This window comes from Streptomyces chumphonensis (assembly GCF_014779715.1).
Classification (GTDB): Bacteria; Actinomycetota; Actinomycetes; order Streptomycetales; family Streptomycetaceae; genus Streptomyces; species Streptomyces chumphonensis.
Genome location: NZ_JACXYU010000001.1, coordinates 1,003,803 through 1,027,036 on the forward strand (window position 1 = coordinate 1,003,803; position 23,234 = coordinate 1,027,036).

The window sequence follows — 23,234 nt, forward strand, 5'->3', positions numbered from 1 at the left end:
CGCCGACCCGCCTCCCCGCTCCGTCCGGCCGGGCCCCTCGGCGAACCCGACCCGGCCCATGCTGGCGCGAAGGGCACGGACACGCCGGGGGCTGTGGACTACTGCCCGGTTGTGGACAACTCCGTCACCCTCCGGCGTCACCGACGCCCCGTCAGAAACGTCCGTACCGCCCGTTTCGCATGCCCCTTGCCCCCGGCACAGGGTGTGGCGGCTGTGACAAGAGGAAGGCCACCACCCGCGTGCGACGCGTGGTGACCCTTCCGAGCGGCGACCGGGCCGGAGGCCCTGTCAGTTCCCCGACGGCCCCCCGGCGGCGATGACGTACTGGCCGCGCACTTCGCGGTAGCGCATCAGTTCCGCGGCCACGGGTTCCAGGACCCTGGCCTGCCCGCACCCCGCCGCCAACCGCCGGAGGCGTCGCTCCTGCGCCTGCCCGTACGCCTGCGCCGGCGCCCGTGCGGCCAGTCGGCACACCCACGCCAGCAGGGGCGAGAGGAGCGCACCCCCGGCCAGCAGCCCCGCAGGTACCCACGGGTGGACGCCGAAGACGCCGAGCAGCGTGCCCAGCAGCCACCCGAGGCCCACGCACTGGACGGCCAGCAGCGCCGCCTGCCCCGCCGAGGCCGCCGTCCACCAGCGCGGGCGGGGCGGGCGCTGCGGCAGCGAGGCGTTCGCCACCGCGTCGTCGAGCGCCGCGGGCAGTCCCTCGGCCCCGCGCCACGCGGCCTCCCGCACCGTGCGGGCCCACGGTTCCGGCAGCCCGCGTGCGGCGTCGGCGGCCAGGGTCCGCACCGCCTGCGCCACGACGGGCCGGGCCGCCGGGTGGCCGGGTTCGGTGGCCTCCTCGGCGGCGGGGCCTTCGAACGGTTCCCCGCGGCGCTCCGCGCGGCGGACGGCGTACCCGTGCACGAGCCCGGCCCACGGGGTGCCGCAGGTGCGTTCGGCGTGCCGCAGCCAGGTCCGTTCGGCGGTCCGGCCGACGGCCGCCGCCCCCGCCGCCGTGCCCAGCCGCTCCTCGAACTCCTCGCGCACCCGGTCGGTCAGGCCCAGCGGCGGCAGGACGCCGTCGGTCACGTAGACGGGCCGCAACCTGCTCATGGCCAGGTCCACGTCGGCGGTCAGCCGACGCGCGGCGGCCGACCGCGAGGCGACGAGTCCGGCCAGCACGGAGCGGAGTTCGGGGACGCCCTGGCCGCTGAGCGCGGAGAGCGCGAGCACGCCGGCGCCCGGTTCGCCGTGCTCGCCGAGCGCCATGCCGTCCTCGTCGAGCACGCGGCGGACGTCGCCGAGGACTTCGTCGGCGGCGTCCCCCGCCAGCCGGTCCGTCTGGTTCAGCACCACGAAGGTCACCTCGGCGTGGGCCGCGTACGCCTTCAGGTAGCGCTCGTGGAGCATCGCGTCGGCGTACTTCTCCGGGTCGACGACCCAGACGACCGCGTCCACCAGGCGCAGCAGCCGGTCGACCTGCTCACGGTGCCCCGGCACGGCGGAGTCGTGGTCGGGGAGGTCGAGCAGGACCAGGCCGCGCAGCGCCAGGTGCGAGGCGTCGCGCAGGTGGGCGCGGCGGCGGGACCGCGTCGGCACGCCGAGACGTTCCAGCAGGCCCTCCGCCCCGGTGCGGTCGGTGGCGGTCTCCCAGACGCAGGCCACGGGGGTCGACGTCGTCGGACGGCGCACGCCCGCCTCGGCGAGCTGGGCCCCGGCGAGCGCGTTGAAAAGGGTGGACTTGCCGCTTCCGGTAGGTCCCGCGATGGCCACGGTGGTGTACTCGCGGGACAGTCGGCCCCGGGCGTCGGCCTCGTCCAGGATGCGGCCGGCCTCCGCGAGCGCGTCGGGTTCCAGCCGCGTCCGGGACAGGCCGACCAGTTCGCGCAGCGCGGTCAACCGCTCGCCCAGGCCCGCCTCCCGGCCACCGCGCCGGGCGGTCGCGGACGGGCCCTGTTCGGCCCGCGGTCTGCGGGCGGGTCCCGGGTCGTGCCCGACGGGACGGGTCGGGCCGTCCGGCTCCTGACCGGCGCCCCGTGGCGCGGGGCCGGTCCGGGTGAGGTGCGGCGGCAGCGGCTCCGGCGCCCCGGTGTCCGGCTCGCCCGCCGGTGGTCCGGGTGCGGGCGGCCGGGGCGCGACGGGCGTCACCGGTACCGGCTCCGGAGTCGGCGGGAGGGGGTCGTCCGGCCGTGGCGACGTCACCGCGGCCGGGGGCGGAACGGATCCGTCCGGGCGTGCCTCCCCGGAGCCCGCGAGGGGGTCCTCCGAGGGGGCGTACGAGGGCGCGGGGCCGCCGTACGAAGCGCTCTCGTGCGGCGGGCCCGCCTCCGGCCCCGCCGCACCACCGGGCCCGGGTGCGGGGTCCGGCGGCGGGGTCGGATCGGACGGCGGCGCGGGGCAGGCGCGCCGGTCGACGTAGCCGCCCTCGTACCCCCCGTCGAGCACGGGCACGGGATGCGGCCGGGCGCGGCGGGCGATGAGGCCGTCGTCCCACCGTTGCGGCTCCGTCTCGGCCGGGGGCGTGCTCGTGCCGCCCTCGCGGGTCTCACCCGGCGATCCCGTCACAGGGCTCACCTCTCCTTCTGCTCCTTCTGGAGTACGGACAGTGCGGCGATCAGCTCGACCTGCTGTTCGGGCCCGGCGTCCAGTTCCTCCAGGGGAGCCAGCCGCCGTTCGCGCTCGCCGCGCAGCGCGCGGTGGACGGAGGTGTCCAGGAGGCGGGCGCCGCGCTCCCGGAGCCGGATGGTGCCGGGAACCCCGATGATCCTGTGCAACGCCTCCTCGGCGGCCTGGGCGCGCGCCCCGCCGAGCAGGGCGGCGGCGAGCAGGGCGGCGACCTCCTCCACCGTGCACGAACCGCCGCCCGCCGCCCGGAACGCCTCGTCGGCCAGCTCCTCCAGGCAGCGCCGCCAGTGCCGGACGACCAGCCCCGTGCGGTCGGCGGCGGTGGCGCCGCCCTCGGTGACGGCGACGGGGACGCCGCCGGCACCCGGCTCGGCGCGCCAGGCGCGGGCGATCTGCTCCTCGGCCCCGCCGACCGCCCCGGCCAGCAGCGCGGACAACCCCTCGGCACAGGCGTCGAGCAGCTCGTCACCACTGCTGTCCGTGGGAAAGCCCCGCCAGTGGGCGACGGCGTCGCCCGCCAGCAGCTCGCCCCGCGTGAGCTGACGGCGTACCCGCTCCCCGGCCGCGTCGTAGGCGTCCTCGACGTGCTGGGCGAGCCGGACGGCGGCGGCGTGCTCGGCGGCGGAGGCGGCGGCCAGCTCGGGGACGCGGGTGCGCAACGAGTCCAGGGCGCCCCAGGCCGTGCGGTAGGCCGCGCGACCGCGCGCCGAGGCGTCCTGCGCGCGGTGGGCCAGCCAGGCCCGGAGCGGTTCGACGGCGGTGCCCGGCAGCAGTCCGCGCCCGCCGCCGGCCGACTCGGGCAGCTCGGGGATCGTGAAGCGCGGGACGTCTCCGAGGCCGGCCCGCTCCAGGAGGGCCGCGTACTGGCGCGCGACGTCGACGGCGATCTGGTGCGGCACCCGGTCGAGCACCGTGGCGAGGGTGACGTCGTACTCCTTGGCCGCGCGCAGCAGGTGCCAGGGGACAGCGTCGGCGTAGCGGGTGGCGGTGGTGACCAGGATCCACACGTCGGCCGCGCAGAGCAGCTCGGCGGCCAGGTCGCGGTTGGCGGCGACGAGGGAGTCGACGTCCGGGGCGTCGAGCAGGGCCAGCCCGGCGGGCAGCGAGCGGCTGCATTCGAGCAGCAGCGTCCCGGCCTCGGCGGGCGGCTCGTCGCCGTCCTGGGGGGCCGCCGCCCGGGCCAGCCCGGGCAGCACGCGCGCGTCGGCGAACCACGCGCGGTCGTCGGGGTGGCAGACGAGGACCGGGGTGCGGGTGGTCGGCCGCAGGACGCCCGCCTCGCTGACACGGCGTCCGATGAGGGAGTTCACCAGCGTCGACTTGCCCACGCCGGTCGAGCCGCCGACGACCGCGAGCAGCGGTGCCTCGGGCGCCCGCAGCCTCGGCACCAGGTAGTCGTCGAGCTGGGCCAGCAGTTCGGCCCGGGACTGACGTGCCCGCTCGGCCCCGGGCAGCGGCAGCGCCAGGCGTACGGCGGCCACCCGCTCGCGAAGCGTCACGAGCGCGTCAAGCAGTTCGGTCCGTGCTTCCAAGATCGCCACAAGACGAAGAATGCCCAAATGCGACAGTTTTTTGAAGCCTATTTGACAGGTAATGCCCCATATTGACCCATGCGGAACGAGCCGCGCGCCCCCTCCGAGGCATAACGAGTGCACAACACCCGCCGCACCCGCCGCACAAACCGATGCGTGAATCGCACCCGCCTGCGATTATCGGAGCGCTTCACGGAACCTCCACACCGTGGCGCGCGCGTGAAGCATCCAGGAGCCGCCAAGGACACCCCTATCCTTGTGCGAGCAAGGTCCCGGGGGCTCCACCCGACGCGTGACCATGACGAGCCCCCGTAGCTCAGTGGATAGAGCAGGTGCCTTCTAAGCACTTGGCCGTAGGTTCGAGTCCTACCGGGGGCACCACCGAGAGTCGGGCCGGACGTCCGGTCCGTCGACCCGAGGCCGCGTCCGGGCCCGCCCCGGCGCCGCTGCCGGAAAAACCACGTCGCGATTTCTGTTATCCCCGCCTCCGGGGCGGGGTCTCCCCTGTGTCGGATGATGGAGTCGGCGAGCCGGCGAACGGACACGGGTTCAGGAAGCGGGTCGGGTGTGGGCAGGGAATGCGACGTCGCGGTGGTCAGGGCGGCACAGAAGGGTGATCCGAAGGCGCAGGACGAACTGGTCGCCGCGTACCTGCCGCTCGTCTACAACATCGTGGGGCGCGCGCTGAACGGGCACGCCGACGTCGACGACGTGGTGCAGGAGACGTTCGTGCGCGCGTTGCAGGGCCTGGGTTCCCTGCGGGAGCCGGAGAGCTTCCGGTCGTGGCTGGTGGCCATAGCGACCAACCGGATCCGCGACCTGCGGCAGGGCCGCCGGAGCGCGCCCGACGAGGGCGGGCTGCAGGACGCGTGGGACGTCGCCGATCCCGGCGCGGACTTCGTCGACCTGACGATCATCCGGCTCGGCCTGTCCGGGCAGCGCCAGGAGGTGGCGGAGGCCACCCGGTGGCTGGACCCGGACGACCGCGCGCTGTTGGCCCTGTGGTGGCTGGAGGCCGCGGAGGAGCTGACGCGCGAGGAGGTGGCGCGGGCGATGGAGCTCACCCCGCAGCACACGGCCGTGCGGGTGCAGCGGATGAAGGCGCAGTTGGAGATCGCCCGGGTGGTCGTGCGGGCACTGGCGGCGGTGCCGCGCTGCGTCCTGCTCCAGGACGCGGTGGCCGGGTGGGACGGGCGGCCCTCGGCGCTGTGGCGGAAGCGGCTGGCCCGGCACGCCCGGGCGTGCACGGTGTGCTCCGGTCACCAGGCGGGGCTGGTGCCCGCCGAGCGGCTGCTGGCGGCGCTGGGGCTGGTGCCGGTGAGTGCGGGGCTGCTCGCGGTGCTCGGGCCGGACGCGACGGACTCCCTCGTGCTCGCCGCCCACGACGCGGAGGTGCCGGGCGGGTCCGACGTGGGCCCCCTCGGCGCGGCCGTGCCCGGCGGCGGGGGCGGGGCGCACCGGGCGGGCGGGACGCACCGCGCGGGCGGCCCGGGGACCCGGCGGCGGCCGGGAGCACGCCGTCGGACGGTGGCGGCCTCGGCGGTGGCCGTCCTCGTGGTCGGGGGCGCGATCGGCGTCGTCGTCCTGGGGCCGGGCGGCGGGCCCGAGCCGTCGGCGCAGAAGCCGCCGGTGGAGGCGGAGGCGCCGCTGCTGAAGGGGGCGCTCTCGTCCTCCCCCGCCTCACAGTCGCCGTCGGCCTCGCCCTCCGGGAGTCCCAGCGCGTCCCCCTCGCCGAGCCGGACCGCGCCGAGCCCGCCGAGCCCGCCGCCGACTCCCCGGAAGACGACGGAGCGTCCGGAGCCGCCCGCCACGCCGGAGCCGCCGGCCCCGGGCCCGCCGGGCGGCGGGCAGGTGGTGGACCTGGTCAACGCCGAGCGGGCGCGGGCCGGTTGTGGTCCGGTGCGGCACAACGACCGGCTGGAGACGGCCGCGGCGCAGCACTCGGCCGACATGGCCGCCCGTGACTACTTCGACCACACGGACCCGGACGGCGGCGATCCGGGCGACCGGATCTCGGCGGCCGGCTACAGCTGGAGCACCTACGGCGAGAACATCGCGCGGGGCCAGCAGAGCGCGTCCGACGTCGTGGCGGCGTGGATGGACAGCCCCGGGCACCGGGCCAACATCCTGAACTGCTCCTTCGAGGAGATGGGCGTCGGCAAGCACAGCGCGTCGGGCGGCCCGTGGTGGACCCAGGTCTTCGGAACCCGGCTCTGACCCTTGCCGTTTTCCATGGTCTGGACCAAGCTCCGGTCATGGAGCTGGAGCTGCGTCATCTGAGGACGATCCGGGCCATCGCGGAGGCGGGCAGCCTGACGAAGGCCGCCGCCGCGCTGGGGCTGGCCCAGCCCGCGCTGAGCGCCCAGCTCAAACGCGTGGAACGGATGCTGGGCGGTCGGCTCTTCGAGCGGTCCCGGCACGGTGTGCGGCCGACGGCGCTGGGCGAGCTCGTCCTGCACCGCACCCGCGTCGTGCTGCCGGCCGTCTCCGAACTCCAGGAGGAGGCCGTGCGGTTCGCGCACGGACGGCGGCCCGTGCCCGGCTTCCGGCTCGGCGGCACCCACGGCCCGCTGCTGGGCGGGCTGGTGGACCGGCTGGCGACCGCGCATCCGGGCGTGCCCGTCACCACACAGGCGTCGTGGTCGGAGCGGGAGATCGCGGAGTGCGTCGGAAAGGGACGGTTGGACTTCGCGTTGATCGGCACCTGCGGCGAAAGCGCACCGCCCGCCGCCGACCGGCTGGCCTGGCGGGAGGTGGGCACGGACCCGGTGTTCGTGATGCTCGTCCACGACCACCCCCTGGCGGCACGGCAGGAGGTGGCGCTGGCCGACCTGGCGCACGCCTCCTGGGTGGACGTGCCGGGCGACGGCTGCTTCGCCGACTGCTTCGCCGCCGCCTGCGCCCGGGCCGGTTTCACCCCGGCCTCCGTGTACGAGACGGACACGGCGTCGTGCGTGCACCTCGTGCAGGTCGGCCGGGCGGTCGGGCTGTGCCGGGCGACGTTCCCGCCCACGCCCGGCATCGTGACGCGGCCCCTGGCGGGGGCGCCGCTGCGCTGGCGGCACCTGCTCGGGTGGCACCCGGACGCCCAGGACCAGGAGGCCGCCCAGGCCGTGCTGGGCCACACCCGCGCCGCCTACGCCGAGGCGGCCGCCCGGGCCGCCTCGGCCGCCCCCTCGGCCACCGCTGCGTCCGCCCCCTCGGCCGCCGCCTCGAAGGGAGCAGCGGTCGCGCCCCACCCATAACGCCGGGACAGGGGGTGAGCTGAGCTCTCCTTAACTTGTCGTGCCCACGCCTACGGTTTCGGGCACCCCCCGAAAACCGAGGAGAGACTCATGCTCCACAGAACCCTCAAGGGCGTCTGCGCGGCCGTGCTCACGGCCGGCGCCCTTGTCGCGGCCGGGCAACCGGGCATAGCGGCGGCCGAACCCGCCCCGGTCAGGCCCCCGTCCGCTCCCGTCGCCGACCCCGGGCTGCTCACGGCGCTCCAGCGCGACCTCGGCCTCAGCGAGGACCAGGCCGAGCGGCGCCTGGCCGCCGAGAGCCGGGCCACCGCGGACGCGGCCGCCCTGCGCAGCGCGCTCGGTGACAGCTTCGCCGGTGCCTGGGTCAGCGGGAACGACGCCCGGCTGACCGTGGCCACGAGCGACGCGGCCGAGGCCGGCCGGATCACCGCCGAGGGCGCCCGGGCCGAGGTCGTCGGGCACACCCTGGCCGAGCTGGACGCCGTCAAGGCGCAGCTCGACCGGGCCGCCGTCAAGAAGGCGCCCGAGGCGGCGCCCGTCTGGTTCGTCGACGTCACCTCGAACGCGGTCGTCGTCCACTCACCGAAGCCCGCCCAGGCACGGGACTTCGTGGCCGCCAGCGGCGCCGACAGCGACCTGGTCAAGGTCGTGCGGTCCGACGAGCAGCCGCGGGCGCTCTACGACCTGCGCGGCGGCGACGCCTACTACATGGGGGGCAGCGGGCGCTGCTCGGTCGGCTTCCCGGTGACGCGCGGCTCGCAGCAGGGCTTCGCCACGGCCGGGCACTGCGGCCGGACCGGCACGACCACCTCCGGCTACAACCAGGTCTCCCAGGGCTCCTTCCAGGGCTCGTCCTTCCCCGGCAACGACTACGCCTGGGTCGCCACCAACTCCAACTGGACGGCCACCCCGTACGTGAAGGGCTCCGGCGGCGCCAACATCCAGGTGACCGGCTCCACGCAGGCCCCGGTCGGCGCCTCGATCTGCCGTTCCGGTTCCACCACCGGCTGGCACTGCGGCACGATCCAGCAGCACAACACCTCCGTCACCTACCCCGAGGGGACGATCACCGGCGTCACCCGCACCTCCGTGTGCGCCGAGCCCGGCGACTCCGGCGGCTCCTACATCTCGGGCAGCCAGGCCCAGGGCGTCACCTCCGGCGGCTCCGGCAACTGCCGTACCGGCGGTACGACCTACCACCAGCCCATCAACGAGATCCTGCAGGCCTACGGGCTCACCCTGAAGACCACCACCGACCCGGGCGACCCCGGCGACCCGGGAGACCCGGGTGACCCGGGCGGCACGTGGTCGGCCGGCACCAACTACAGCGCCGGCGACACGGTCACCTACGGTTCCGCCACCTACCGGTGCCTCCAGGGCCACCGCTCGATGACCGGCTGGGAGCCCCCGAACGTCCCCGCCCTCTGGCAGCGCCTGTGACCCCTTCCGAAGGGGCGTGAACGGCCGGGTCGCATGTGGGGATGCGGCCCGGCCGTTCCGCATGCCCGCGTCCGTCCCCCGGCCGGGGCCGGGGGACGGACGCGCCGTTGGGCCGTTGTTCACGCACCCGTCGGCCGGGGCCGGTCCCGCGGTCACCCTGCGGACGGGGCGGCCCGGGCAGGCTGGCCGGTATGACGCTCAGCGAACGGGACGACGGCCCGGCGCGGCAGGTGGCCGACGCCGAGCGGGTGCTGCGCGACACGCCCCTGGGCGGGCCGACCGTGGGGCGGCTGGCGCGTGCGCTGCGCACCCTGGCCCACGCCGGCGAACCGCGCCGCGCCGTGACGCGGTGCGCGGAGCTCCAGGACCTCGCCGCCCGACGCGGCGTGCCCGGCTGGGTCGCCGTCTTCGGCACCCTGCACGCGGAACTCCTGCTCCGCCAGGGCCGGGTGCGCGACGCCGAGCGGCCGGCGCTGACGGCCCTGTCCTGCCTCCCCGGCGACGACGGCGACGACGGCGACGCGTTCGTCCTCGCGCCGACGGCCGCCCTCGTGCTGGCGCGCACCGGCATGGGCCGGCACGCCGCCGCCGCGCGCATGCTGGCCCGGCCGGTGCGCACGGAGCTGCTGGGCTCCGTTCCGGGGACGGCCTACCTGCGGGCCCGGGGCCGGCACGCCCTCGCGACCGGTCAGCCGCACGCGGCGCTGACCGACTTCCTGGAGGCCGGACGGCTCGCACGGCTGCGCGGCGCCGACCGCCCCTCGGTGCTGCCCTGGCGCTCGGACGCCGCGCTGGCGCTCGCGCGGATCGGGGAACCGGTGCAGGCCGAGCAGCTGGCGCGGCAGCAGCTGGCGGGCCCGGAGGGGTGTGTGCCGTGGGTACGCGGGGTGGCCCTGCGGGCGTGGGCGGGAAGTGTGGAACCGCGCCGCCGCATCGGGCTCCTGGAGCAGTCCGCCGACGCCCTCGGACGGTCCGGGGACCGGCTGGAGCTGGCCCGGACGCTGGTGGACCTCGCGTCCGCCCTCCGGGCGCAGGGGGTCTCGGGCCGCGCGGGCGCCCTGGCGCGGCGGGCCTGGGGGCTGGCCCAGGCGTGCGGCGCCGAGGCGCTGTGCGCGGCGATCGACCCGGGGGCGGCGGGCCGCCCGGCCCCGCTCCCCCGCCCGGTCGGCGCCCGTGGGGGACCGCCCCCGGAGCCCGGCCGCACCGGCGCCGGGACCGGCGGGACGGACGAGGGCGCGCGGGCGGCGGCGCTGCTCAGCGCGTCCGAGCGGCGGGTCGCGGCGCTGGCGGCGCACGGCTACACCAACCGGGAGATCGCGTCCCGGCTGTACGTCACGGTCAGCACGGTGGAGCAGCACCTGACCCGCGTGTACCGCAAGCTGGACATCTCCCGCCGCCAGGAACTCCCGCTGGACCTGCGGCCGGAGTCAGACCTGGAGCTCACCGTCCGCTGACGCGGGCACGATCACCCGGGGCACGTTCCTCGGATGCCGGGGGCGCCGCCACTCGCGCGGATAGCCGACCGACACCTCCTCGAACGGCACCCCGTCGTACCGGGTGCTGCGCGGGATGTGCAGGTGGCCGTAGACCATCGTGTGGGTGCGGAACCGCCGGTGCCAGTCGGCGGTCAGGTCGGTGCCGCACCACTGCGCGAACTGCGGGAAGTGCAGGATGTCCGTCGGCCGGCGGACGAGCGGCCAGTGGTTGACGAGCACGAGCGGCGTCTGCGGGTCGCAGGCGGCCAGCCGCTGCTCCGTCGCGGCGACGCGGGCACGGCACCAGGCGTCCCGCGTCGGATAGGGGTCGGGGTGCAGCAGGAACTCGTCACTGCACACGACGCCGATGTCGTACGCCTCCTTGAGCGCCTGCTCCTTGGTCCGCGCCGTGGGCGTGCGCCAGCTGTAGTCGTAGAGCAGGAACAGCGGGGCGACGACGACCGGGCCGCCCCGGCCCGTCCACACCGGGTAGGGGTCCTCCGGGGTGAGGATCCCCATGGAGCGGCACAGTTCGACCAGGTGCAGGTAGCGCGCTTCGCCGCGCAGCCGCACCGGATCCTGCTTGGGGGTCCACAGCTCGTGGTTGCCCGGCGCCCAGATCACCCGGGCCCAGCGGCGGCGCAGGAGGTCCAGGGCCCAGCCGATGTCGGCCATCATCTCCCCGACGTCCCCGGCCACGATCAGCCAGTCGTCGTCGGACTCCGGGCGCAGCCGCTCGACGATCCTGCGGTTGTCCTCGTAGGCGACGTGCAGGTCACTGATCGCCCAGAGCTTTCCGTCCGGCATGCCTCGAACCTACGTGGTCGACACCGCCCGCGTCACCCCGGCCCCACCTCGGCCAGGACGCCCAACGTCACACGCCCAGAACGAGTTTGGCGGTGACGAAGTAGATGACGAGCCCGGTGGCGTCGACGAGGGTGGTGACCATGGGGGCCGAGACGACGGCCGGGTCGATGCGCAGCCGCTTGGCGAGGAGGGGCATCGTCCCGCCGATCGTGGCGGCCCAGGCGCAGATCAGCACCAGCGTCACACCGACGACGACGGCGACCTTGGCGCCGACGAAGGCGACCGCCACCCCCACGCCGAGGACGGCCAGCAGGCCCCCCAGCACCACTCCGACGCGGCACTCACGCCATATGACCTTCAGCAGGTCCGAGCCGCGCACCTCGCCGACGGCCATGGCGCGCACGCAGGCGGTGGCCGCCTGGGCGCCCGCGTTCCCGCCGGCGCCGATGAGCATGGGGATGAACATGGCCAGCGCGGCGACCTGTTCGAGGGTGCCCTCGAAGGCGCGCGTCACGCTGACCGTGAGCGTGGCGGCGACCAGCAGCAGGGAGAGCCACAGGGCGCGGTAGCGGGCGAGCTGCCACACCCCGGCGGCCATGTAGTGGCCGGCCCAGGGGGCGGAGCCGGACTGCCGTGCCATGTCCTCGGTGTCGGCCGCCTCGATCAGCTCGTCGGCGTCGTCGAAGGTGAGGAGGCCGACGAGCCGGTCCTCGCTGTCGACGACGGGCAGGTTCAGGTCGTTCGTCTCGCGCATGAGGCGGGCGGCCTGCTCGGCGGAGTCGGCGGCGCGCGCGAACGTCGGCCGGGTGACGACGAGGGTGGAGACCATCGCGTCCGGGGGGCTCAGCACCAGCTCCCGCAGTTCCACGATGCCCGTGAGGCGGCGGCTGCGGTCGACGACGGGGAGGGTGTACACCGTCTCCGCGTGCGCGCCCTTCTCCCGGACGGTGCGCAGGGCCTGCTCCACGGTGAGGTCCTGGGAGAGCGCCACCACCTCGGGCGTCATGTAGCGGCCGACCGAGCCCTCGGGGTATCCGAGGAGGGCCGCGGTCATGCGCCTCTCGTGCGTGCTGAGCCCGGCCAGGACCCGCTTGGCCACCTTGGCCGGCGCCTCGCGCAGCATCCGCGCGCGGTCGTCCGGGTCCATGCCCTCGACCAGGTCCCGGAAGGTGTGGTCCCGCAGCCCCTCCAGGATGGCCTGCTGGTCGACGGGCTCCAGTTCCTCGAAGACCGTCAGCGCCCGGTCCTTGTCGAGCAGCCGGAAGGCGATGCCGGCGGTCACGTTGTCCATGCGCGCCAGCTCGTCGGCGATGATGTGCGGCTGGTGGGTCTCCAGCCACTCCAGCGCGGTGTGCAGGTGCTGGTTCTCCACTATGTCCTGGAGCGATTCGGGCAGCTCCGGGTGGAGGTCGTCGGCGACAGGGCTCTGCGGCATGGAAACGTCCTCAGCACTGCGGTGTGGTCGGGGTCGGGCACCGGGGGCCTACCGCGGGCACCGCCCACTGTCGCACTGCCGTGCTAGCGGAGGTCGGCGCCGCGCGGTGACCGACTGGGAGGTTCGCCGCACTTCCGCATGATCATGGACGCCACCTCCTGTTCGTGCACCGCGTACCACCTCGGGGACGCCGTTGCAGGATACCGCCGCGTCCCGCGCGCGGGGGCGAGGGGTCCGGTGACCGGTGCGGCGGGTCCGGTGTCCGGTGAGCGGACGCCGCGGGACGGCACGCGGCGGTGGCGACGCGCACGGGCGGGACGAAAATTCGCCCCGGGCGGGCCGCGTACGTCCTGTTCAGGCCAACCCCCAGAGGTCTGGACCATCGGGCGTTCCCGCAGCCTCTTTACGCCGGTCTACGCGCGTGCAGTAATCGTGGCGTGCTCATGGCGAAAGCCAACGGCGCGCGCGCTGAACGCCGCACCATCCCGGCCCACCCCCACATCGCGCCAGGAGGCAGTCATGCCCGCGAACAGTTCACGCTCCCCCCACCGCCGCAGAGCCCGGTCCGGGACGGCCGCCCGCGCGGCCGCTCTCGGCGGCACGCTCACCGCCGTCCTCGCGCTCGTCCTCACCCTCGCCGTCCCCGCCTCCGCCGCCCAGCCGCCCGGCCCGGGCGAGCGGATCCAGCCCGGCGAGGCCTACATGGGCGTCGGCACCCGCATCGAGCAGGGCACCCCTCCCGGCGGCGACCGGGACGGCGGCACCCTCGCGCCCGCCGACACCAGCGGCGTCCAGGGCATCGACGTCTCCCACTGGCAGGGCTCCATCAACTGGAACTCCGTGAAGGCCGCGGGCATCGACTTCGCCTACATCAAGGCCACCGAGGGGACGAGCTTCAAGGACTCGCGCTTCGGGGCCAACTACACCAGCGCCTACTACGCGGGGCTGATCCGCGGGGCCTACCACTTCGCACGGCCCAACTACTCCAACGGTGCCACGCAGGCGAACTTCTTCGCGAGCAACGGCGGCGCCTGGTCCCGCGACAACCAGACGCTGCCCGGCGTCCTCGACATCGAGCACAACCCCTCCGGGGCCATGTGCTACGGCCTCTCCACCACGCAGATGCGCACCTGGATCAACGACTTCTCCACCACCTACAGGGCGCGCACGGGCCGCGACGTGGTCATCTACACCACGGCGAGCTGGTGGAACACCTGCACCGGGCGGTGGACCGGCATGTCCGACAAGGCCCCGCTGTGGATCGCCCACTGGGGCGTCAGCAGCCCCACCGTTCCCAGCGGCTTCCCGACCTGGACGATCTGGCAGTACACCGCGACGGGCCGGGTCGGCGGCGTCGCGGGCGACGTGGACCGCAACAAGTTCAACGGCTCGATGAGCCGCCTGCTCGCCCTGGCCAACAACACGGCCTGACCGCCGGACCGATCGGCGCACACCCGGAGCGGGTCGCCACCGCCACGGCCCGCCCCGGCGTGCGTCATCCGAGGGAGGCTCCATGCACCACCCCCACCTGAGCCGGCGCGGCCTGCTGATCGCCGGGGCGACGGGCCTGGCCGCCGCCGGTCTGCCGGCCGCCGGGGCCGCCGCGGCACCGGCCGTCGTCGAACCGGACATCGACGGGACGCGGGAGTGGAACGCCCGCCCGCCCAACGGGACGGTCCGCGTGCTCTCCCAACGCCCCGACAAGATCATCGTCCACCACACGGTGAGCGCGAACACCTCCGACTTCTCCCGCGCCCAGGCACACGCCCACGCCCGCTGGGTCCAGGACCTCCACCTGGACCGCAACGGCTGGCTCGACACCGGCTACCACTTCGTCAACAGCCGGGGCGGCTGGCTCACCGAGGGGCGGCACCGCAGCCTGAGCACCCTCCAGGCGGGCTGGGGCCATGTCATGGCGGCGCACACCTCCGGGCAGAACGACCGCGCCGTCGGCATCGCCAACGAGGGCTCCTACCACGACGGAGCCGTACCGCCCGCCGCCCAGTGGGAGGTCCTCGTCACCCTGTGCGCCTACGTGTGCGAGCGGTACGGCATCGCGCCGCACCGCATCCACGGCCACCAGGACTTCGGCGACACCCTCTGCCCCGGCGTCCTCCAGGACATGCTGCCCCGGCTGCGGCAGGAGGTGGCCGACCGGCTCCCCTGACCCACCGCCACCACCCACCGACGCCCTCCCCCACGCCCGGAAGGAACCCGTACATGCACGGCAGGCAGCAGCCAGCAGGCCACCGCTTCCGCAGATCGCTCACGGCCGCGGCGGCCGCCGGCGCCCTGCTCCTCACCGCCGCACCCGCCCTCGCCGGTGACGGCGGCGGGCGCGGCGGCGGCGCGGGCGGCGGCTGGGTCGACCGGCAGCTCTCCCGGATGTCGCTGGAGGAGAAGGTCGGCCAGCTCTTCGTCACCTACGCCTACGGCGAGACGGCGGACACCACCGACCCCGACGACGTGGCCCGCAACCGGCAGTGGCTCGGCGTCGACAACGGCCGCGAGGCCGTGGAGGAGTACCACCTCGGCGGGGTCGTCTACTTCGCCTGGTCGGACAACCTGCGCGAGCCCCGACAGGTCGCCGGGCTCTCCAACGGGCTCCAGGAGGCGGCCCTGGACGGTGACGGGGCGCGGGTGCCGCTGCTGATCTCCACCGACCAGGAGCACGGCGTCGTGAGCAGGCTCGGACCGCCCGCCACGCAGTTCCCCGGCAACATGGCGCTCGGCGCGTCCGGCCGGGCGGCCGACGCCCGGAAGGCGGCGAGGATCGCCGGCCGCGAACTGCGCGCCGTCGGGGTCAACCAGAACTACGCGCCCGTCGCCGACGTCAACGTCAACCCGGCCAACCCCGTCATCGGCGTGCGCTCCTTCAGCGGCGACCCCCACCTCGCGGCGGAGCTGACGGCCGCGCAGGTCGAGGGCTACCAGTCCGGCCGCGCCGGGGTCGCGGCGACGGCCAAGCACTTCCCCGGCCACGGCGACACGGACGTCGACAGCCACACGGACCTGCCCGTCATCCACCACACCCTGGAGGAGTGGCGCGAGATCGACGCGCCGCCCTTCCGCGAGGCCGTGCGGGCCGACGTCGGCGCGATCATGACCGCGCACATCCAGTTCCCCGAACTGGACCCGACCGGCGCCCCGGCGACCCTGTCGGAGCCGATCATGACGGGGCTGCTGCGCGAGGAGCTCGGCTACGACGGCGTCGTCGTCACCGACTCGCTGTCCATGGCCGGCGTCCGCGAGACCTACCCCGACGCGGAGGTCCCCGTCCGGGCCCTGCGCGCCGGGGTGGACCTGCTGCTCATGCCGCCGGACCTGCCGACGGCCTACGACGCGGTCCTCGACGCCGTCACCACCGGCGAACTCACCGAGGAGCGGATCGACCGCTCGGTGCGGCGCGTCCTGGAGCTGAAGCACGACCAGGGCATCGTGGCGCGGCCCTTCGCCGACGTCGACGAGGTGGCCGAACGGGTCGGGCCGCCCCGCCACCTGACCGCCGCCCAGCGGATCAGCGACCGCACGACGACCCTGGTGAAGAACGACGACGGGCTGCTCCCGCTGGCCGACGACGGCGGCAGCGTCCTCGTCACCGGCTGGGGCGCCTCCACCACCGCGCGACTCGCCGAGCGCATCGACGCCCGGGCCGGATCGGCCACGGCGCACTGGGCCGGCGGCGACCCCACCCCCGAGGCCGTCGACCGGGCGGTGGCGGCGGCCGAGGGCCACGACGCCGTCGTCGTCACCACCAGCGGCGCGGCCACGGCGCCGGGCCAGGCGCGACTCGTCCGCGCGCTGCTGGCCACGGGGAAGCCGGTGGTGACCGTCGCCGTCGGCAGGCCCTACGACATCGCCCACTACCCGCAGGCGACGACGCACCTGGCGACGTACTCCTACGGCGCCGTCGCCCTGGAGTCCGCCACCCGCGTGCTCTTCGGGGAGGTCGCCCCGCGCGGCACCCTGCCGGTGATGATCCCCACGGCGGACGATCCCGGAGAACCGCTGTACCCCTTCGGCCACGGGCTGGGGTACCGGCGATGAGCGGGAAGGAGCACCGGGGGATGCGACGCAGGAGTCTGCTCACGGGGTCGGCGGTCCTGGCCGGCCCCGTGGCGGCGGCCGGTGCCCTGGGGTCGCCGGCCGCCGCGGCCCCCGCCGACCCGGCCCGGCGTCCGCCGGGCCGGGTACGGACGGGGTTCGACGCCCTGCGGCGCAGCGGGTACGCGTCGCTGGCCGGGCAGCGCGTCGGCGTCATCTCCAACCCGACGGGCGTGGACGCGCGGCTGCGGCACGTCGTGGACGTCATGGCCGGTGACGGCCAGGTCGACCTGGTCGCCGTGCTCGGGCCCGAGCACGGCTTCCGCGGCACCTCGCAGGCCGGGCAGGGCGAGGACTTCTTCGTCGACGAGAAGACCGGCCTGCCCGTGTACAACGCCTACAACAGCGCCGCCACCCTGCGCGAGCTGTTCACCGAACTACGCCTGGACACCGTGGTCTTCGACATCCAGGACGTCGGCGCCCGCTTCTACACCTACATCTGGACCATGTACCTGGCCATCGAGGCCGCGGCCGTACTCGGCCTGCGCTTCGTCGTGCTGGACCGGCCCAACCCGCTGTCCGGCCGGGCGGCGCACGGCCCCGTCCTCCAGCCGCGGAACGCCTCGTTCGTCGGGCTGAAGCCCATCGCCCAGCAGCACGGCATGACGGTCGGGGAACTCGCCGGGCTGTTCAACGACGTGTACGTCCCGCAGGCCACCGGCGGACGGCGGGCCGACCTGCACGTCGAGAGGCTGAGCGGGTGGCGGCGGCGCGACCGGTACGACGCCACCGGGCTGCCCTGGGTCGCCCCCTCCCCCAACATGCCCACCGCCGCCACCGCCCAGCTCTACGTCGGCACCTGCTACCTGGAGGCGACGGCCCTCTCGGAGGGGCGCGGCACGACCCTGCCGTTCCACCTCCTCGGCGCACCGGGCCTCGACCACCGCTGGCAGGAGGCCCTGACCGAACGCTCACTGCCCGGCGCGGCGTTCCGCGAGGCGTACTTCAAGCCGACGTTCTCGAAGTGGGCGGGACGCACCTGCGGCGGCGTGGAGGTGCAGGTCACCGACCCGGACGCGTTCGACCCGATCCGCACCGCGCTGGCCCTGGTCATCGACCAGCGGCGCCTCTTCCCCTCCTACGGCTGGCGCGACCAGGACGGCGGTGACAGCTACTGGCTGGACCGGCTGAGCGGCGACCGGGAGGTGCGGCTCGCCGTCGAGCGGGGCGCCGACCTGGACGACGTCACCGCCCTGTGGCAGGACGACCTGCGCGCGTTCCGCCGACTGCGCCGCTCCTACCTCCTCTACCGCTGACGCCACGCCCCCACGCCCCCACGCCCCCGGAAAGGCTCATCCGACCATGAAACGCAGGCAGTTCCTGTACGGCGTCGGTGCGGCGGGAGCCGCGGGCGCGCTCGGCGCGGCGCCCGCACACGCCCGCCGGCCCGCCACTCACCCGGCCCCGCGGCCACTCGGCTCGGCGCCCACCGTCACCCCCGCCGACATCCGGTTCCCGTCCGTCTCCCGGCCCCTGCGGTACGGCACGCCGCGCCAGGTCGGGCTCCTGCCCGACCACGTCGCCCGCATCACGACGGAGGCCGAGTCGTTCCTGACGCCCGGCCCGGGGCGGCCGACCCCGTCCTTCCCCGGCTGCACCCTCATCGCCGTACGGGACGGTGTGATCGTCGCTCACGAGGCACGCGGCCACGCCCTGCGCTACGCCGGCTGGGACGACCGGCGCGGCGAGCCCGTCGAACTGCCGCCCGACCGGTGGGTTCCCATGGCGAAGGACACGCTCTTCGACATGGCCTCCGTGACGAAGCTGTTCACCTCCACCGTCGCGGCGCAACTCGCAGAGCAGGGCGTCATCGACCTCGACGCCCCCGTCGCCCGCTACCTGCCCCCCTTCGCCGCGTCGGACCCGGCCAAGGCGGCCGTCACCGTCCGCCAGCTCCTCGTCCACCGCTCGGGCCTGGTGCCCTGGCTGAACCTCTACGCGCTGCCCGACGACCCCGACGGCGACAACGCGACCCGCATGGCGGCCATCTACACCTCGGCCCTGCAACGCCCGCCGGGGACCGGCTACGCCTACTCGGACCTCAACATGATCACCCTCGCCGTGCTGATGGAGGAGGTGACGGGCTCCCCCCTGGACGCCCTCGTCGCCGACCGGATCACCGGCCCCCTCGGGCTGCGCGACACGCTGTTCAACCCGCCGCCCGCGCTGCACGACCGCGTCGCCGCCACCGAGGACCAGCCCTGGACCGGCCGCGGCATGATCCGGGGCAGCGTCCACGACGAGAACGCCTGGGCGCTCGGCGGCGTCGCCGGGCACGCGGGCCTCTTCTCCACCGCCCGCGACATGGCCGTCTTCGCCCAGACGCTCGCCGACGGCGGGCGCTACGGACGCACCCGCCTGATGTCCGAGGACACCGTCCGCGCCGTGCTCACCGACCACAACGCCGACATCGGCGCCTCGCCGCGCGGCCTCGGCTGGCAGGTGGACCAGCGCTTCTACATGGACGCCCTCACCACGCCCGTGACCGCCGGACACACCGGTTACACGGGCACCAGCGTCACCGTCGACCCGCTCCAGCGCATGGTGTTCGTCCTGCTGACGAACCGCGTCCACCCCACCCGCGAGCGCGGCACGGACAGCGTCTACCGGCGCCGCCCCACCCGCGCCTTCGCCCGCGCCGTCCCCGTCCGCCCGACGAGCGGCCGCACGGCCTGGCGCGCCCACCCCGCCGGTGGCGACGCCGCCCACCTGACGGCGCCCCTGCGCCCGCACCCCGGGCGGGCGAGCGCCACCTTCGACCTGTGGTACGACACCGAACCCCGCTACGACGTCGGCACGTTCGCCGCCTCGACGGACGACGGCGCCTCCTTCTCACCTGTTCCCCTCACCCTGCGCACCCGCGCGGCGGACGCGCACCGCTGGAGTACCGACGGCACCTTCCACGGCTACTCCGGGCGCCGCTGGCTCACCGCCTCAGCCGAGCTGCCCCCGGGCACGACGCACGTCCGCTGGTCGTACGCGGTCGACGGCGGCTACGAGGGCCGGGGCGTCCACGTGGACCGGCTGCGCGTGACGTCCGGCGGCCGACCCGTCTTCGACGACACGCGCCCCGCCGACGCCGCCCGCCTGCACGCCGACGGCTGGTCCCCCACCCGCACCTGACGCCGCCCCCGTACCGGGCGCGTTTCGAGGTATTCGGAAAGGTCTGGAGCCCGGGGGTCGGCCCTGCGAACGTGGCGGCCACAGGGGCGGGCACGAACCGTGCGGCCCGGAGCGTGATGTGGAGGGGAACCCATGCGCAGCAAGCGTCAGCGGGCCGTGGCCCGGCTCGCGACAGCCGTCGGGGCGGGGGCTCTGGCGGCCGCCGGTCTGACGGCCCCGGCCGTCGCCGCCGAGGCGGGAGGGGCCGCCGGGCCGCAGGCCGGGAGCGTCGGCGTCCAGGGCGGCTACGTGGAGACGTGGATCCACGGCAACGTCCGGTACGGGCCGTCGACCGACCACGACATCAACTACACCGTGGCCGCCGGATTCGACTCCTACGGCCTGTGCTGGAAGCACGGCGGCTGGGTCACCGCCAACGGGATCGCGCACGACAAGTGGGTCAAGCTCTCGAACAGCGAGTGGATCTGGGGCGGCCTGCTCAAGGGCGACGAGACCGGCGGCGTGCACCAGCGCTGCTGACCCGCCGCACCTCACCGGGTCCCGCCGGAACGCCGCCGGCGGGACCCGTCCCGGGCCGGGCACGGCCCGTCGGGTGTCCGCGGCAGCGCATACCATCCGGTGCATAGCGTCCAGCTCGCCGGGGGGAACACGTTGTCCACTGCCGCCACGTCCGACCGGCCCGCCTGGCGGGTGCTGCTGGAGTACGTCCGCCCGCATCGCGGGGCCCTGCTGCTGGGTGCCGTGCTCTCGCTGATGACCGGGGCGACGGGCCTCGCGCTGCCGCTGGTCGCCAAGGGGCTCATCGACGACCTCTCCGCCGACCGCTCGATCGGCGGCGCGCTGCTCCTGATGTCGATGCTGATCGTCGCGAACGCGGGCATCGGGGCGCTGGGCGGCTACGTCCTGCAACGCACCGCGGAGTCGGTGGTGCTCGCGGCGCGGCGGGCGCTGACGTCGTACCTGCTGCGGCTGCGCATAGCGGCGCTGGACCGCACCGAGCCGGGCGACCTGATGGCACGGGTCACGTCCGACACGACGCTGCTGCGGGAGGTGACGACGGACTCCCTGGTCGGGCTGGGGACCGGCGGTCTGACGCTCGTCGCCACACTCGTGATGATGGGGCTCGTCGATCCGGCGCTGCTGGCCGTGACGCTGGTGGTGGTCCTCGGCGCGGGCTGCGTCATCGGCCTGATCGTGCCGCGCATCAACCGGGCCAGCAAGCAGGCACAGGCGTCGGTCGGCCTGATGGGGGCCGCTCTCGAACGGGTGCTGGGCGCGCTGCGCACGGTGAAGGCCTCGGGCGCGGAGGGCCGCGAGGAGCGGGCGGTGCACGCGGCGGCCGAGGAGTCGTGGCGGCAGAGTGTCCGCGCGGCGAAGTGGTCGGCGCTCGCCGGGAACACGGCCGGTCTGTCGATGCAGGTCGCGTTCATCACCGTGCTGGCGTTCGGCGGGGCCCGGGTGGCGACCGGGGCGATCGACGTGGGGACGCTCGTGGCGTTCCTGCTCTACGTGTTCTACCTGATGTCGCCGATCCAGCAGGTCGTGCGGGCGGTCACGCAGTACCAGGTGGGCGCGGCGGCCATCGCCCGGATCGAGGAGACGCGGGCGCTGCCCGCCGAACCGCCCGCGCGGGTGCGGCGGCCGGCGCCGGCGGCCGGGCCGGCCTCCGTCACCTTCGAGGACGTGCGCTTCCGCTACGCCGACGACCTGCCCCAGGTGCACCACGGAGTGAGTTTCACGGTGCCGCCGCAGGGGATGACGGCGTTCGTGGGCCCGTCCGGAGCGGGCAAGACGACCGTGTTCTCGCTCATCGAGCGGTTCTACGAACCGTCGAAGGGGCGCATCCTGCTCGACGGTACGGACGTACGGGAGTGGCCGCTGCCGGAACTGCGCGCGGCCATCGGGTACGTGGAGCAGGACGCGCCGGTGCTGTCGGGCACCCTGCGGGAGAACCTGCTGTTCGGCGCGTTGGAGGCCACGGAGGCCGAACTGCGGGACGTGCTGGCCACGACGCGGCTCGCCTCCCTCGTCGACCGGCTGCCGGAGGGGCTGGACACGCTGGTCGGCCACCGGGGGACGAAGCTGTCCGGCGGCGAACGCCAACGCGTGGCCATCGCCCGCGCCCTCCTGCGCCGACCCCGGCTGCTGCTGCTCGACGAGGCGACGTCGCAGCTGGACGCCGTCAACGAGGCCGCGCTGCGGGACACCGTGGCGGACGCGGCGCGCGGCACGACCGTGCTCGTGGTGGCGCACCGGCTGTCCACGGTCACCCGCGCCGAACGGATCGTCGTCATGGACGCCGGGCGGGTGCGGGCGGTGGGCACGCACCGCGAACTGCTGACGGCGGACCCGCTCTACGCCGAGCTGGCCACCACCCAGTTCCTGACCTCGGCGGCCTGACGCCTTCAGTCCGTCAGCAGGGCGAGCAGGTGGCGGCCCCGGGCGGTCAGCAGGACGCGCACGTGCTGCCCGTGGCGCTCCCGCCGGACGAGCCCGGCCCGTTCGAGCAGTCCGCAGTGATGGGTGACGGCGCTGGGCGCGCACACGAGCAGCGTGCTGAGCCGTCCCATCGTGGGGTGGTGGCGGGCGTGCCGCAGGAGGTGCGCGCGCATGGTCCCCAGCACGGCTTCGAGGGGGTCGGGGGCCAGCGGGGCGCGGGGGCGGGTTCCCCACGCCTCCCGCAGGCCGGGCAGGGGGTAGCCGACCCAGATGGCGTCCGCCCGGTCCAGGCTGACCACGGAGGCGGCGGTGCCGGACAGCAGCGGGACGAGGGTGACGCGGCGGTCGCGGAGGCTGGCGGCCCGGCCGCAGGGGTCCGGCAGCGTGAGGACGGTGTCGGCGAAGGAGACGCGGGGGCTCAGGGTGGTGAGCAGGGCGGCGACGGAGCCGCTGACGGCGGCCGTTCCGATCCGGGCGACCTCGCGGTCCATCAGCTCCCGGGCACCGCGCCAGTGCGGGGCGTACCACTGCCACAGCCCCGTCATGAGGGTGACGTAGTCGTCGACGAAGCGCCGGGGGCGGTCCAGGACGCGCTGCCACCGCACGGGGACGCCCTCGGGGAAGTCGGCGGTGAGGTCGGCGGCCAGGGCTTCCGGGGGCGTCTCCCGGATGGCTTCGAACTCCTCCTCCGGCCTGCGGCCTCCCAGGGGCGAGGGGGCGAGGACGTCGGGCACCCAGAGGGTCCCCGGGGCGACGGCGGGGCTGAGCACCCCGGCCGCGTGCGGCGCGCAGGCGCTCGCCACGGCCCGGCGCCAGGCGGGCGGGACGCCCTGGGGCCGGACGCCGAGCGCGTCGGCCAGGAGGGAGAGCATGCTCGGCAGCGGGTGGCGGCCCGCCGTCACCCGTACGTCGTCCAGCCGTCCCAGCTCCGCGACGGAAACCCTGTCCACCTGTCCCCCTACCGCGCGGTGGTGCGTACAGGAGGACGCGCGGTGGTCCCCCGCCGTTCCGTCCGCCCGCGGAT

General features: G+C 75.2%; 16 protein-coding genes and 1 tRNA gene. 12 read left to right on the forward strand and 5 right to left on the reverse strand.

Going from position 1 to position 23,234, the window contains the following annotated elements; genetic code table 11:
• Positions 1–288: 288 nt before the first annotated feature.
• A complete protein-coding gene (locus IF129_RS04205) occupies positions 289–2,559 on the reverse strand; it encodes a GTPase (protein WP_318153539.1) in 2,271 nt (756 codons plus the stop codon).
• Positions 2,556–4,142, reverse strand: coding sequence for an ATP-binding protein (locus IF129_RS04210; protein WP_191208276.1), 1,587 nt, complete (start codon positions 4,140–4,142; stop codon positions 2,556–2,558). The genes IF129_RS04205 and IF129_RS04210 overlap by 4 nt, the downstream gene beginning before the upstream one ends.
• A 305-nt stretch (positions 4,143–4,447) precedes the next feature.
• Between IF129_RS04210 and IF129_RS04215 the strand changes: the two genes are divergently transcribed.
• The 5 genes from IF129_RS04215 to IF129_RS04235 all read left to right on the forward strand — a co-directional run bounded on the left by IF129_RS04215 (position 4,448) and on the right by IF129_RS04235 (position 10,281).
• Positions 4,448–4,523, forward strand: a tRNA-Arg gene (locus IF129_RS04215).
• A 186-nt stretch (positions 4,524–4,709) separates the two neighbouring features.
• A complete protein-coding gene (locus IF129_RS04220) occupies positions 4,710–6,359 on the forward strand; it encodes a sigma-70 family RNA polymerase sigma factor (RefSeq protein WP_191208005.1) in 1,650 nt (549 codons plus the stop codon).
• A 38-nt stretch (positions 6,360–6,397) separates the two neighbouring features.
• Positions 6,398–7,387 (forward strand): LysR family transcriptional regulator, encoded by a 990-nt coding sequence (locus IF129_RS04225; protein WP_191208006.1) that lies wholly within the window; start codon positions 6,398–6,400, stop codon positions 7,385–7,387.
• 90 nt (positions 7,388–7,477) lie between these two features.
• Positions 7,478–8,827, forward strand: a complete 1,350-nt coding sequence (locus tag IF129_RS04230; protein WP_191208007.1) for a carbohydrate-binding protein — start codon at positions 7,478–7,480, stop codon at positions 8,825–8,827.
• A gap of 191 nt (positions 8,828–9,018) precedes the next feature.
• Positions 9,019–10,281, forward strand: a complete 1,263-nt coding sequence (locus IF129_RS04235) for a helix-turn-helix domain-containing protein (RefSeq protein ID WP_191208008.1) — start codon at positions 9,019–9,021, stop codon at positions 10,279–10,281.
• Here IF129_RS04235 and IF129_RS04240 read toward each other — a convergent pair.
• Together IF129_RS04240 and mgtE are read right to left on the reverse strand one after the other, a co-directional pair.
• Positions 10,255–11,109 (reverse strand): metallophosphoesterase family protein, encoded by an 855-nt coding sequence (locus IF129_RS04240; RefSeq protein ID WP_191208009.1) that lies wholly within the window; start codon positions 11,107–11,109, stop codon positions 10,255–10,257. The two genes, IF129_RS04235 and IF129_RS04240, sit on opposite strands and share 27 nt — an antisense overlap.
• 67 nt (positions 11,110–11,176) lie before the next feature.
• Positions 11,177–12,544: a magnesium transporter gene (mgtE, locus tag IF129_RS04245; RefSeq protein WP_191208010.1), complete on the reverse strand. Its 1,368-nt coding sequence runs from the start codon at positions 12,542–12,544 to the stop codon at positions 11,177–11,179.
• Positions 12,545–13,063: 519 nt separating this feature from the next.
• Here mgtE and IF129_RS04250 point away from each other — a divergent pair.
• The 7 genes from IF129_RS04250 to IF129_RS04280 all read left to right on the forward strand — a co-directional run bounded on the left by IF129_RS04250 (position 13,064) and on the right by IF129_RS04280 (position 22,171).
• Positions 13,064–13,975, forward strand: coding sequence for a lysozyme (locus IF129_RS04250; RefSeq protein WP_191208011.1), 912 nt, complete (start codon positions 13,064–13,066; stop codon positions 13,973–13,975).
• A gap of 82 nt (positions 13,976–14,057) precedes the next feature.
• Positions 14,058–14,711, forward strand: coding sequence for a peptidoglycan recognition protein family protein (locus IF129_RS04255; RefSeq protein WP_191208012.1), 654 nt, complete (start codon positions 14,058–14,060; stop codon positions 14,709–14,711).
• A 53-nt stretch (positions 14,712–14,764) separates the two neighbouring features.
• Positions 14,765–16,591 (forward strand): glycoside hydrolase family 3 protein, encoded by a 1,827-nt coding sequence (locus IF129_RS04260; RefSeq protein WP_191208013.1) that lies wholly within the window; start codon positions 14,765–14,767, stop codon positions 16,589–16,591.
• 20 nt (positions 16,592–16,611) lie between these two features.
• Positions 16,612–17,904 (forward strand): exo-beta-N-acetylmuramidase NamZ family protein, encoded by a 1,293-nt coding sequence (locus IF129_RS04265; RefSeq protein WP_191208014.1) that lies wholly within the window; start codon positions 16,612–16,614, stop codon positions 17,902–17,904.
• A gap of 46 nt (positions 17,905–17,950) precedes the next feature.
• The gene (locus IF129_RS04270) at positions 17,951–19,771 is read left to right on the forward strand and encodes a serine hydrolase domain-containing protein (RefSeq protein WP_191208015.1); all 1,821 of its coding nucleotides are present in this window, start codon (positions 17,951–17,953) and stop codon (positions 19,769–19,771) included.
• 132 nt (positions 19,772–19,903) lie between these two features.
• Entirely contained in the window at positions 19,904–20,290 is a 387-nt protein-coding gene (locus tag IF129_RS04275) for an SH3 domain-containing protein (protein WP_191208016.1), read from the forward strand.
• Between the two features lie 132 nt (positions 20,291–20,422).
• Entirely contained in the window at positions 20,423–22,171 is a 1,749-nt protein-coding gene (locus IF129_RS04280; protein WP_191208017.1) for an ABC transporter ATP-binding protein, read from the forward strand.
• Between the two features lie 5 nt (positions 22,172–22,176).
• Here IF129_RS04280 and IF129_RS04285 read toward each other — a convergent pair whose 3' ends face one another.
• Complete coding sequence (locus tag IF129_RS04285) at positions 22,177–23,160, reverse strand: winged helix-turn-helix domain-containing protein (protein WP_191208018.1); 984 nt, start codon at positions 23,158–23,160, stop codon at positions 22,177–22,179.
• Positions 23,161–23,234: the final 74 nt, after the last annotated feature.